This window comes from Pseudomonas sp. KH_021, assembly GCF_057838865.1.
In genome coordinates this window covers 114,385-127,513 of sequence record NZ_CM174477.1, presented here as the reverse complement: position 1 = coordinate 127,513, position 13,129 = coordinate 114,385, and the positions used below count along the sequence as shown (strand labels likewise).

Annotated in this window: 6 protein-coding genes, 1 tRNA gene and 3 rRNA genes; 6 read left to right on the top strand and 4 right to left on the bottom strand. The window is 56.9% G+C overall.

The genetic code is table 11. The annotated features are described in order from the left end of the window. From AC3IX4_RS00615 to AC3IX4_RS00590, 6 genes are all read left to right on the top strand, one after another. A complete protein-coding gene (locus tag AC3IX4_RS00615) occupies positions 1–3,411 on the top strand; it encodes a non-ribosomal peptide synthetase (protein WP_489258769.1) in 3,411 nt (1,136 codons plus the stop codon). Between the two features lie 23 nt (positions 3,412–3,434). Then, the gene (locus AC3IX4_RS00610; RefSeq protein ID WP_489258768.1) at positions 3,435–3,902 is read left to right on the top strand and encodes an SRPBCC family protein; all 468 of its coding nucleotides are present in this window, start codon (positions 3,435–3,437) and stop codon (positions 3,900–3,902) included. A 128-nt stretch (positions 3,903–4,030) separates the two neighbouring features. Then, positions 4,031–4,537 (top strand): sigma-70 family RNA polymerase sigma factor, encoded by a 507-nt coding sequence (locus AC3IX4_RS00605; RefSeq protein ID WP_489261178.1) that lies wholly within the window; start codon positions 4,031–4,033, stop codon positions 4,535–4,537. Beyond that, positions 4,530–5,507, top strand: coding sequence for a FecR domain-containing protein (locus tag AC3IX4_RS00600; protein ID WP_489258767.1), 978 nt, complete (start codon positions 4,530–4,532; stop codon positions 5,505–5,507). Before AC3IX4_RS00605 ends, AC3IX4_RS00600 begins: the two co-directional genes overlap by 8 nt. 97 nt (positions 5,508–5,604) lie before the next feature. Continuing rightward, positions 5,605–8,118: a TonB-dependent siderophore receptor gene (locus AC3IX4_RS00595; RefSeq protein WP_489258766.1), complete on the top strand. Its 2,514-nt coding sequence runs from the start codon at positions 5,605–5,607 to the stop codon at positions 8,116–8,118. 80 nt (positions 8,119–8,198) lie between these two features. Then, positions 8,199–9,374 (top strand): PepSY-associated TM helix domain-containing protein, encoded by a 1,176-nt coding sequence (locus AC3IX4_RS00590; protein ID WP_489258765.1) that lies wholly within the window; start codon positions 8,199–8,201, stop codon positions 9,372–9,374. 66 nt (positions 9,375–9,440) lie between these two features. On the opposite strand, the gene rrf (AC3IX4_RS00585) is transcribed toward AC3IX4_RS00590, so the two are convergent. The 4 genes from rrf (AC3IX4_RS00585) to AC3IX4_RS00570 form a co-directional block, all read right to left on the bottom strand. Then, a 5S ribosomal RNA gene (gene rrf, locus AC3IX4_RS00585) occupies positions 9,441–9,556 on the bottom strand. 110 nt (positions 9,557–9,666) lie between these two features. Further along, a 5S ribosomal RNA gene (rrf, locus tag AC3IX4_RS00580) occupies positions 9,667–9,782 on the bottom strand. A 150-nt stretch (positions 9,783–9,932) separates the two neighbouring features. Then, positions 9,933–12,826 (bottom strand): 23S ribosomal RNA (locus AC3IX4_RS00575). Between the two features lie 226 nt (positions 12,827–13,052). Continuing rightward, a tRNA-Ala gene (locus tag AC3IX4_RS00570) sits at positions 13,053–13,128 on the bottom strand. Between the last annotated feature and the right edge of the window lies 1 nt (position 13,129).

Here is a 13,129-nt window from a genome sequence, read left to right as displayed (position 1 = left end):
ATGAGACGCCTAAACCTATTACTGATTGGCCGCAGCACTGCGCTGGCCGATATCGGCCGGGAGCTTGCGCAGCACGGCCATCATGTTCATTACTGCGTCACGGAAAGCGCGACACTGGATCTGCATCTGCTCATTGAAGATGGCAGCCTCGATCTGCCAGACGTTCCCGCGTGTGAACATCTGGGGGTGCGGGTTGCCAGCAGCCCGGTCGAGTATGACCTGCCCAGCCTGGAGTTGTTGTGCTGGCACGGTAACGCCAAGGCTCAGCGCCTGATCGTCTGCCAACCGCTGGCAGCCGAACCTTCAGGCAACGGCCAGGCACTCCGGCAGCGAGCCGTCCAGGCGCTGGTCGAGTGCATTGCACTGCAAGTCAGCCGCCTTTCCCGTAACCCTGCTCATTTCAGCGAGACGCCCGTGGCGGGACCGATGCAACTGGCGACCCAACAAGGTCTACAGGCACTGGATGGGCTCGCCTACGAGCACCTGTTCAATCAGACCCTCGACAGTGCGCTGGCCCAGCAAGCGTGCACGCCACTGATCGAACAGTTGGACCAAAGCCTGATGCGATTTGCCCAGCGACCGGCACTGTCGATGAGCGAGCGCAGCTGGAGTTATGCCGAGCTTCACAGCAAGGCCCTCATGATTCAGGCCTCTCTCCTCGATCAATTACCCTCAGAGGCGGCCGGTCTGGTGGTGGGCGTTTGCCTGGAGAAGTCCTTTGAGCTGTATGCCGCGATTCTGGCCGTCGTGGGCTGCGGCGCCATCTACCTGCCACTGGACCCTACCCACCCGGGCGAACGGCTGCGCACTATCCTGGACGATGCAAAAGCCTGTGTCGTACTGCATGACGGGGTCTCGGGGCTTGAGGGCGTGCAGGCGCGCGCCATTGATTTGCGCTCACTCGACACAATACTGATAGCCCCTGCCCCCCTGATGCGCCGCTCACCCACTGCTGATGAGCCCTGCGTTGCGATCTACACCTCCGGCACCACCGGCCGGCCCAAGGGCGTGCTGTTGAGCCAGCGTAACCTGAGCCACTTCCAGGCCTGGTATGGCGCGCATGTGCGACTTACTGCAGACCATCGAGTGCTGCAATTCTCGACCATCGGTTTCGATGCCTCGTTGCTGGATATTTTCCCGACGTTGATCAGAGGTGCCGAACTGGTCATACCCACCGAGGACCAGCGCACAGACCCAAGGCAATTGGTTGAGCTGCTCAAGACACGTCGCGTGACCCATGCCTTCCTGCCGCCGGCGCTGCTGAGCATCCTGCCCGCAGATCAGCCGCTGGAGCTTGAACATTTGATCACCGGGGGTGATGTCTGCGAACCGGCGGTTATCGCTCGCCTGGGTGATACCTGCCAGTTGCATAACATCTATGGCCCGACCGAAACCACGGTGTTGGCCACTACCTGCTTGTTCAAGCCGGGTGAAAACAATCGCCACATCGGCCGGCCGATCACCAATTGCCGTGTCTTAATTCTCGATCAGAAGCTGCAACCGGTGGCGCAGCACACCACCGCAGAGGTTTATATCGCCGGTGCCGGCGTAGGCCTTGGCTACCTGAACAATCCCACACTGTCAGCTGAACGATTCCTGACGCTGGAACTGCCCAGTGGCGAAACCTTGCGGGCCTACCGTACCGGCGATCTGGCTCGATGGACAGACACCGGTATCGAGTTCTGCGGGCGCCGTGATCATCAGGTCAAGGTTCGTGGTTTTCGGGTAGAACCCGAAGAGATCGAACACACCCTGCGCGCCAGCGAGCTGTTCGCACAAGTGGCGGTGGTGATCGATCCCAACAAGCGCATCCTGGCGTTTGCGGCGGGCCCGCGCGAGGCAGCCTCGCTGGCGATGCTGGGGGAGTATGCGCGGCAACAGCTGCCGTCTTACATGCAGCCCTCGGTGCTGCGTGAACTGCCGGCCATGCCGTTTACGCTCAATGGCAAGGTCGACCGCCAAGCCTTGCTGAAACTGCCAGTACCCCAGCGCCCGATCACGCCTGTTCGTGCGCCAGCCAATGCCTGTGAACGGCGTTTACGAGCGCTGTGGGCTGAGCTTCTGGAGCTGGCCGAGGATGAATTGAGCACCGACGAGAGCTTCTTCAATCTGGGCGGTCACTCGATTCTACTGTCGCGCCTGCTGCTGGAAATACGCGAGCGCTTTAACTGCGGCATCCCTATCAACCGGTTTATCGAAGCCCCGACCCTGCAACGGCTGGCGAGCCTGATTGAAGGCGAGCCGGACCAAAGCCCGGTTTGCCCGCAGGCTCTGGAAGACGCCTACAGAGCGCTGGACCTAAAGGTCTTGCCCGCCAACCAGTCAGGGGATACCAACCGCATTATCGTGACCGGTGCCAACAGCTTTGTTGGGGTTCATCTGGTCCAGGCCCTGTTAGCCCAAGGCGCCAGCGAAGTGGCATGCCTGGTGCGAGCAACCGCCACGCAGACCGCCGAACAGCGATTCGCCCAGGCCTTGCACGAAAACCGCCTGGAGCACCTGGACTTGCGTCGAGTCAGCGTTATCACAGCCGACATCTCCAAGCCGTCACTGGGCCTGAGCGATGCGCAATACGAACGCCTGGACCGGGAGTTCGGCGTTCTGATTCACAATGCCGCGCACGTCAATCATGTGCTGGATTACGCAGCCCTGGCGGCAGACAACGTCGAGCCGGTCTTCGAATGCCTGCGCCTGTGTGAAGGGCGGAGCAAGAAGATTTTCAATTTCATCTCCACGCTTTCCGCCTCCAGTGCAACCCGCAGCGATGGCAGTGTGCTGGAGCAGCCACCGGCCGATACGCCGCCGATCTACATCCGCAATGGCTACAACCTTTCCAAATGGGTCGCCGAGCGAATCGTGCAACGGGCACGCGAGCAAGGGGTGTGGGCCAATCTCTACCGCCCGGGCAACATCACCTTCAACAGCGCCAGCGGCGTGTGCCAACCCCACAAGAACCGCTTGATGCTGATGCTCAAGGGCTCGCTGCAGCTGGGGCAAGTGCCAGCGCTCGACTTGAATTTCGACTTGATGCCCGTGGACTTTCTTGCGCGCTTCATCGCCTTCCACAGCCCCCGCTATCAACCCCGACAAGCCATCTTCAATCTGCATAACCCCGAGCCTTTGAGCTGGGAGAACTACCTGGCTTCATTCCGCGAACAGGGCCATGCCTTCGAGCTGGTCAGCATTGAACATTGGCAACGCCAACTGCAGAGCGTTGACGATCAGAACGCCCTGTTTGGCGTACTCGGCTTCTACCTCGACGGCTTCGAGGAAGACATCGGCGACATCTCCAAAATCGACCATGACAACGCCCTGGCCGGGGTGCTGCGCATGGGCGAGCACTACCCGTGCAAAAGCCCGGCGTTGCTGCGCAAAGGCTGCCAGTACCTCAAGGACATCCAGTTCATCTGACCCACCCACCGAAGGAACACGCCATGAAAACGCTGAAACCCGACACCCTGATCCACAACCCTGAAGGCTGCACCGTTGTCGCCTCGGTCGACATTGCGGCCGAGGCGCAACGCGTCTGGTCGATTGTCGGCAACTTTGCCGGCTTCCCGGTTTTTATCCCAGCGCTGGCCCATATCGAGATGACCGGCGAAGGCGTCCGCTCGGTGCGCAAAAAGCTGTTCAAGGACGGTAATGTGGTCATCGAGCAGCTCAACTCTCGAGACGATCAGGCGCTGCAGATGACTTGGAGCCTGATCCATACCAGCCTGAACATCGGCAATTTGTGGGCCGCCATGCAGGTACAAGCCATCGATGACGGACATGCGCGGGCGGTCTGGACTATCCAGGCCGAACCGCTTGAGGGCGGCGCCGAGGCAATGCCGGCCTTCAGCGCATTCCTGCAAGGTTTTGCCGATGATGCGATGAACAATGTGAAGCATTTACTGAGCTGATAGGACTGCGGCTACACCCCAGACACGCGGGGTGTAGCCGTTCTGACAGCTGGGAGTTGCAAATATTTCAGGGCATCGGCAACAATGAGACTAATTATCATTCATGACGTCACTTGCAGCGCGTATCCATGCCCTCTCCAGAGTTCGCCGTGCACTCGCTTTACAGTCATCACCACAGCTGGCTAAACGCCTGGTTGCGCAGCAAGCTGGGCAATGCCGCCGACGCCGCGGACCTGGCCCAGGACACCTTCGTGCGCTTGTTGCAACGTCGCGAAACCCTTGAGCTGTCTGCGCCACGCGCCTTCTTGCGCACCATCGCGCGCGGCCTGGTTATCGATCATTGGCGGCGAGAAGAACTGCATCGCGCTTATTTGCAGGCACTCGCTCACCTGCCAGCCAATGAAGTGCCCTCCCCGGAAACCCGCGAGCTGCTCCTGGAGTTGCTGGAACGCATTGCGCATATGCTCGATGGGCTCAAGCCCAAAGTTCGTCGTGCCTTCCTGTTGGCCCAGTGCGAGGGTCTCAGCCATCGGGAAATCGCCGAGCACATGGGCATCTCCCTGCGTTCGGTAGAACGCCACGTGGCGGATGCCCTCTACCATTGTTACCTGCTGCGATATGAAACCGATGAATAGCAGCGACCCACAGCCTCAGGTGGTCAAACAGGCCATCCACTGGATGCTGCGCCTGCGAAACAATGGTGAAAGCCCCAAGCTCGCTCACCAGTGCGAGGTTTGGCGTGCCGCTCATCAAGACCATGAAATGGCCTGGCAGCGGGTGCAGACGCTCAATCAAGAACTGAACGCCAATTTGCGGGCCGTACCGGGCGCCAGTGTCGCCTTTGAGACGCTCGAAAACAGCGCCCAGCGCTTGGGTCGCAGGCAAGCACTGAAAATGCTTGGCGGCGTATTGATGGTTGGATCTGCCGCCTGGCTGGGCAAAGGTCTGGAAGTGCTGGCCCCTTGGACTTCCGACTTCGCGACCACGACCGGCGAGCGACGTAGCGTCCAACTGCCAGACGGTTCGCGCCTTGAACTGAATACTCGCAGCGCAGCCAACCTTGCCTTCACGGCCAAGCAGCGACTGATCGAGCTCAAGCACGGCGAAATCATGGTCACTTGCGCGCCGGATGCCCACGCCCATGTAGGTCGTCCTCTGTTAATCCGCAGCCAACATGCGCTGCTCGAGGGCATCGAAGGACGTTTCGTGGTTCGCCAGGAGCCAGACTGCACACGCGTCAGTGTCAGCCAGGGGCGCGTGGCACTTCACTTGCCAAGCGGGCCGCGAATGATCGAGGCGGGGCAGGCATTACAAGTGGCCGGAACACGCGTTACGCCTGTGCTGCAGCAACATATGGAAGCCGGCGCCTGGGCTGAAGGCCTGATCGTGACGCGCAATATGCGCCTGAAGGACTTTCTTGAAGAGCTGGGGCGCTATCGCAACGGCTATTTGAGCTGTGCCGAGGACATTGCTGATCTCCATTTGTCAGGCGTCTACCGCCTGGATGACCCCGAGAAACTGCTAAACATCCTGCCCCACACGTTGCCGGTGAAATTGGTCTACCGCACCCGCTGGTGGGTGCGCCTGGAACGCACTACCGCTTGACCGAAATGATCCAACTATTTTTGGCGGGTTTTCCTGGCGAGTCCGGCTAAGACCGTAAGCAAGCCCTGCTGCCCTTACTGTCTTGATGGAAATCACCATGCATTTGTTTTCGAGCCTGGCTACACCCTCTGATCAGAATGATTGTCATCCTGTCTTAGATTACGCTTCAAAAAACCTTCTGGGCAAAGCCATCAGGGCCGCGCTGCTTTCGACTGTAATCGTCGGAGCATTCCCTACTGTGGCGTCCGCACAGACCGAAAGCGTCAGCAGCAGCCGCCAATACAACATCACCCCAGGGCCTCTGGACCAGGTATTGAATCAATTTGCCCGCCAGGCTGGCATCACGCTTTCGATGACACCTGAAATGACCCGAGACCGCCAATCGCCGGGCTTGCAGGGTAGCTATTCTGCCGATGCCGGCCTCAACCGCCTGCTGAGCGGCTCGGGCCTTGAAGCGGTGAGTCAGGATGGCAACAGCTACGCATTGCGCCCATTGCCCGAGGATGCCGCATTGGCCCTGCCGAGCACTGAGGTGCGCGGCTTTGCGCTGGGCAATGCCCTGGGCAGCATGGAGGGCTATAACGCAACCCACAGCCAGATCGCGACCAAAACCAGTACACCGATACTGGAAACCTCTCAGTCGGTGTCCGTAGTAACCCGTCAACAAATGGATGACCAAGGTTCGCAAACAGTCGCCCAAGCCATGCGCTACACCCCTGGGGTGCTAACCAATCCGTATGGCGCGACCCATCGCTACGACTACGTGGCCATGCGCGGCTTCAACGACGGCTCTGTGGATAACATCTACCTTGACGGCCTGAAGGTCATGGGCGATAGCGGCACCTACAGCACCATGCAGGTCGATCCGTATTTCCTGGAGCGCGTCGATATCCTCAAGGGGCCTTCCTCGGTGCTCTACGGCCGCAGCAACCCGGGCGGCCTGGTGGCGCTGACCAGCAAGAAGCCGCTCTATGAGGCCTACCATCAAGTTCAAGCCACGGTAGGCACCCAAGGCCAGAAAGGCATGGGCTTTGACTTCAGTGGCCCGGTAGACGACGACAAGCGCATTGCCTATCGCCTGACAGGTTTGGCGGATCAGTCCGACACACAATTCGACCATAACGAAGAAAAACGCTACGCGATCGCCCCTACCGTCAGTATCGACTTCAGCGAAGACACGTCCCTGACGCTGCAAGCCTATCTGCAGCACGATCCAGAAGGCGGCTATCACGCAGGCGTGCCGGCCGATGGCGCCTTGCACCCGCGCAATGGCCAGCGAATTTCTGACCATTTCTTCGAAGGCGAACCGGATGTCGATGGGTTCAGCCGGGATCAACAATCCTTTGGCTACCAGTTCGAGCACCGCTTCAATGATGTTTTCACGGCGCGTCAGAACTTCCGCTATCTGGATTCGAAGGTCGACATCGATCAGGTCTATGCCTATGACTGGACTACACCGACCAGCAACGAACTTAATCGCTACTTCACCGGCGGCAAGGAACGGCTGCACGCCTTCATCGTCGATAACATGCTGCAGGCCGAATTCTTCACCGGCGCGACTAAACACACGATGCTGCTGGGCGCCGACTATCAACGTCGCAAGGCTGTTGTGGACTGGGAATCAGGCGGCCTGGAGCCGATCAATGCTTTTGAACCGGTCTATGGCAACTCGACCATCAGCTATTACGACCCGGTCAGCTACCTGCGACGCCTGGAACAGACCGGCGTCTACCTGCAAGACCTGATCGAGATGGATAAATGGCGCTTCTCATTGGGCCTGCGCCAGGATTGGGTGAAGACATCCGATGAAAACCGCTTGGCCGAATTTGGCCGACCTGAGGGTACCGAGATCAGCGATGACCGCACCAAGCTGACCGGTCGTGCTGGCGTGCTCTACCTGTTCGACAACGGTATAGCCCCGTATGCCAGTTACTCGGAGTCGTTCAATCCCAACTCCTTTGCTGATGCGAGTGGAAATCCACTGGCGCCAACCGAGGGCACTCAGTGGGAAACCGGTATCAAATATCAGCCTCCGGGCACCGATAACCTGTTCACGGCATCGTTGTTCCGTATCGACCAAGAAAACCTGGCCTCGAAACTGCCACAGGAAAACTTCTATCGTCCGATCGGCGCGGTCCGCTCCCAAGGCCTGGAGTTGGAAGCGCATGTCCAGGTCAATGACAATCTGAAGCTGCTGGGCAGCTACACCTTCACCGACATCGAGTATTCCAAATCGATGACCAGCACCCTCGACGCTACGCTCGACAACAAAGGCAATTCGCCAACCCAGGCACCTAAACAGATGGCATCGCTGTGGGCTGATTACAACTTCAGGCAGGGAGCGCTGGATGGGCTGCGATTGGGCGGCGGCGTGCGCTATGTCGGCTATAGCTGGGCTGATGCCGAGAACACCATGAAGGTCCCCGCCTACACGCAGGTGGATGCGTCTGTGGGCTACGACCTGGGGAAAGTCGGACTCAAGGGCGTCGATGTACGGGTCAACGCCAACAACCTTACCAACGAAACCTACATTGCCTCCTGTGCCAGCCTGAGCTTCTGCTACATGGGTGAGGAGCGCAATGTCGCTGCGACCGTCAGCTATCAGTTCTGATTGAAACTGCTGTGACGGCAAAGCCAGTCTGCTGACCTTCAGCGGCTGGCTTTGTTGTTTCTGGCTTGTGGAGTTGAATCATGCGTCAGCTATATGTGTTAGTGCATCGATATATCGGCTTGGCCACCGCTTTGTTTCTGGCGTTGGCGGGGCTTACCGGCAGCGTCCTGGCTTTCCAGCATGAACTGGATGAATGGCTCAATCCTGAGTTCTATAAGGCTCCCGCTGCGGGCGAGGTGCTCCAACCTGGAGTGCTTGTGGATAACCTTCAGCGCGAACATCCACGCTTGCAAGTCTGGTACATGGAGTATCCCGATGAAGCCGGGCACTCGGCCCTGCTGGCCGCGGTTCCACGCAAGGACCCTGCGACGGGCTTGCCTTTCGCCGAAAAGAACCAAGTGTTCTATCTGGATCCGGTCAGTGGCAGCACGCTGGGCCACCGCAATTGGGGTGATTGCTGCTTTTCGCGAGAGAATTTTGTCCCGTTCATGCTCGAGTTTCATCACAACCTCGCCCTTCCCGGTAACTGGGGGCTGTGGCTGATGGGCGGGGTGGCCATTCTCTGGGTGCTGGACTGCTTTATCGCGGTGCTGTTGACGCTGCCACGAGGTCGCCCGTTCTGGAATAAATGGGCCAAGGCCTGGAAGATCAAAGGCGGTCACGCATACCGGGTCAACATGGACGTCCATAGGGCCGGTGGCCTGTGGCTCTGGTTACTGCTGGTGCCCATTGCGGTCAGCAGTGTCGCGATGAATTTGCCGAGCCAGGTGTTCAAACCGGTAGTCTCGCTGTTCTCGCCTGTTGAGCCTAGCGTCTACGAAGCACGTGGACGAATGCCCACTTCAGAGCTGGGCGAAACTCGATTGAGTTATCAACAGGCGTACGAACTGGCCAAGGCAGAAGGACAGCGCCTGGGGCTTCATGCCGCAATCGGGGAGCTCTACTACAGCTTCGAGTACAACTTCTACGGAGCGGGCTTCGGACAGCATGATACGGACGCTCAGGGAAAATCCTGGCTGTATTTCCATGGCACCGATGGGCATCTGTTGGGTGAAGAGATTGCAGGCCAGGGAACGCTCGGTGAACGCTTCTACCGCCTGCAACTGCCCATACACGGAGGACGCATACTCGGCGATATTGGGCAGTACATCATTGCGATACTTGGGCTTGTGATCGCGGTGCTGTCGATTACCGGCGTGTATATCTGGTGGCGCAAGTTGTTAGCGCGCCGCAGCAGCCCTTTACGCAGCGCTTGAAGCTTCTGGAGACCCAGAAAGACAAAACCCCTGTCTGCGCAAGCAGACAGGGGTTTTGGAATTCAATCTTGACGATGACCTACTCTCACATGGGGAAACCCCACACTACCATCGGCGATGCATCGTTTCACTGCTGAGTTCGGGATGGGATCAGGTGGTTCCAATGCTCTATGGTCGTCAAGAAACTCGGTTGCCGATCCGTCACTTGGTGACGTGCCAGCGAAAATGTTGGAGCTTCTACTTAAAGACAAAACCCCTACCTGCGTACGCAGATAGGGGTTTCGGAATTTAATCTTGACGATGACCTACTCTCACATGGGGAAACCCCACACTACCATCGGCGATGCATCGTTTCACTGCTGAGTTCGGGATGGGATCAGGTGGTTCCAATGCTCTATGGTCGTCAAGAAATTCTGTAGCCAGCGCGTCGACCTTCGGTCAACGTTCCAGCGAATCGGGTATGTGATGGTTTGTGAGTTGCAAACTTTCGGTTCGTTTCGTCTTCACAACACCGCAATCTGCTGCTCAACCGAGCGAGTCAAATTGCTTGGGTGTTATATGGTCAAGCCTCACGGGCAATTAGTATTGGTTAGCTCAACGCCTCACAGCGCTTACACACCCAACCTATCAACGTCGTAGTCTTCGACGGCCCTTCAGGGAGCTCAAGGCTCCAGTGAGATCTCATCTTGAGGCAAGTTTCCCGCTTAGATGCTTTCAGCGGTTATCTCTTCCGAACATAGCTACCCGGCAATGCCACTGGCGTGACAACCGGAACACCAGAGGTTCGTCCACTCCGGTCCTCTCGTACTAGGAGCAGCCCCTCTCAAATCTCAAACGTCCACGGCAGATAGGGACCGAACTGTCTCACGACGTTCTAAACCCAGCTCGCGTACCACTTTAAATGGCGAACAGCCATACCCTTGGGACCGGCTTCAGCCCCAGGATGTGATGAGCCGACATCGAGGTGCCAAACACCGCCGTCGATATGAACTCTTGGGCGGTATCAGCCTGTTATCCCCGGAGTACCTTTTATCCGTTGAGCGATGGCCCTTCCATACAGAACCACCGGATCACTAAGACCTACTTTCGTACCTGCTCGACGTGTCTGTCTCGCAGTCAAGCGCGCTTTTGCCTTTATACTCTACGACCGATTTCCGACCGGTCTGAGCGCACCTTCGTACTCCTCCGTTACTCTTTAGGAGGAGACCGCCCCAGTCAAACTACCCACCATACACTGTCCTCGATCCGGATAACGGACCTGAGTTAGAACCTCAAAGTTGCCAGGGTGGTATTTCAAGGATGGCTCCACGCGAACTGGCGTCCACGCTTCAAAGCCTCCCACCTATCCTACACAAGCAAATTCAAAGTCCAGTGCAAAGCTATAGTAAAGGTTCACGGGGTCTTTCCGTCTAGCCGCGGATACACTGCATCTTCACAGCGATTTCAATTTCACTGAGTCTCGGGTGGAGACAGCGCCGCCATCGTTACGCCATTCGTGCAGGTCGGAACTTACCCGACAAGGAATTTCGCTACCTTAGGACCGTTATAGTTACGGCCGCCGTTTACCGGGGCTTCGATCAAGAGCTTCGCGTTAGCTAACCCCATCAATTAACCTTCCGGCACCGGGCAGGCGTCACACCCTATACGTCCACTTTCGTGTTTGCAGAGTGCTGTGTTTTTAATAAACAGTCGCAGCGGCCTGGTATCTTCGACCGGCATGAGCTTACGGAGCAAGTCCTTCACCCTCACCGGCGCACCTTCTCCCGAAGTTACGGTGCCATTTTGCCTAGTTCCTTCACCCGAGTTCTCTCAAGCGCCTTGGTATTCTCTACCCAACCACCTGTGTCGGTTTGGGGTACGGTTCCTGGTTACCTGAAGCTTAGAAGCTTTTCTTGGAAGCATGGCATCAACCACTTCGTCACCCAAAGGGTAACTCGTCATCAGCTCTCGGCCTTAGACTCCCGGATTTACCTAAGAGTCCAGCCTACCACCTTAAACTTGGACAACCAACGCCAAGCTGGCCTAGCCTTCTCCGTCCCTCCATCGCAATAACCAGAAGTACAGGAATATTAACCTGTTTTCCATCGACTACGCTTTTCAGCCTCGCCTTAGGGACCGACTAACCCTGCGTCGATTAACGTTGCGCAGGAAACCTTGGTCTTTCGGCGTGGGTGTTTTTCACACCCATTGTCGTTACTCATGTCAGCATTCGCACTTCTGATACCTCCAGCAAGCTTCTCAACTCACCTTCACAGGCTTACAGAACGCTCCTCTACCGCATCACCCAAAGGTGATACCCGTAGCTTCGGTACCTGGTTTGAGCCCCGTTACATCTTCCGCGCAGGCCGACTCGACTAGTGAGCTATTACGCTTTCTTTAAAGGGTGGCTGCTTCTAAGCCAACCTCCTAGCTGTCTAAGCCTTCCCACATCGTTTCCCACTTAACCAGGATTTTGGGACCTTAGCTGACGGTCTGGGTTGTTTCCCTTTTCACGACGGACGTTAGCACCCGCCGTGTGTCTCCCATGCTCGGCACTTGTAGGTATTCGGAGTTTGCATCGGTTTGGTAAGTCGGGATGACCCCCTAGCCGAAACAGTGCTCTACCCCCTACAGTGATACATGAGGCGCTACCTAAATAGCTTTCGAGGAGAACCAGCTATCTCCGAGCTTGATTAGCCTTTCACTCCGATCCACAGGTCATCCGCTAACTTTTCAACGGTAGTCGGTTCGGTCCTCCAGTTAGTGTTACCCAACCTTCAACCTGCCCATGGATAGATCGCCCGGTTTCGGGTCTATACCCAGCGACTAAACGCGCTATTAACACTCGCTTTCGCTACGCCTCCCCTATTCGGTTAAGCTCGCCACTGAATATAAGTCGCTGACCCATTATACAAAAGGTACGCAGTCACAGAACAAAGTCTGCTCCCACTGCTTGTACGCATACGGTTTCAGGATCTATTTCACTCCCCTCTCCGGGGTTCTTTTCGCCTTTCCCTCACGGTACTAGTTCACTATCGGTCAGTCAGTAGTATTTAGCCTTGGAGGATGGTCCCCCCATATTCAGACAAAGTTTCTCGTGCTCCGTCCTACTCGATTTCATGACCAAGAGATTTTCGCGTACAGGGCTATCACCCACTATGGCCGCACTTTCCAGAGCGTTCCGCTAATCTCAAAGCCACTTAAGGGCTGGTCCCCGTTCGCTCGCCACTACTAAGGGAATCTCGGTTGATTTCTTTTCCTCAGGGTACTTAGATGTTTCAGTTCCCCTGGTTCGCCTCATGCACCTATGTATTCAGTGCAGGATACCTAACTTATGCTAGGTGGGTTCCCCCATTCAGAGATCTCCGGATCAAAGTCTGTTTGCCGACTCCCCGAAGCTTATCGCAGGCTACCACGTCTTTCATCGCCTCTGACTGCCAAGGCATCCACCGTATGCGCTTCTTCACTTGACCATATAACCCCAAGCAATCTGGTTATACTGTGAAGACGACATTCGCCGAAAATTTGCAATATCACTCACAAATTTTACCTTAGCCTGAACAAACACCAGTGAAAGTGTCGTCCAGTCTATCTTTCTATCACATACCCAAATTTTTAAAGAACGATTCTGAAAAAGTTCAGAAATCAATATTCGAGGCGAATATTCATTTCTAAGCTTTGACATGGTAACAAAGGGGGTGGTGGAGCCAAGCGGGATCGAACCGCTGACCTCCTGCGTGCAAGGCAGGCGCTCTCCCAGCTGAGCTATGGCCCCA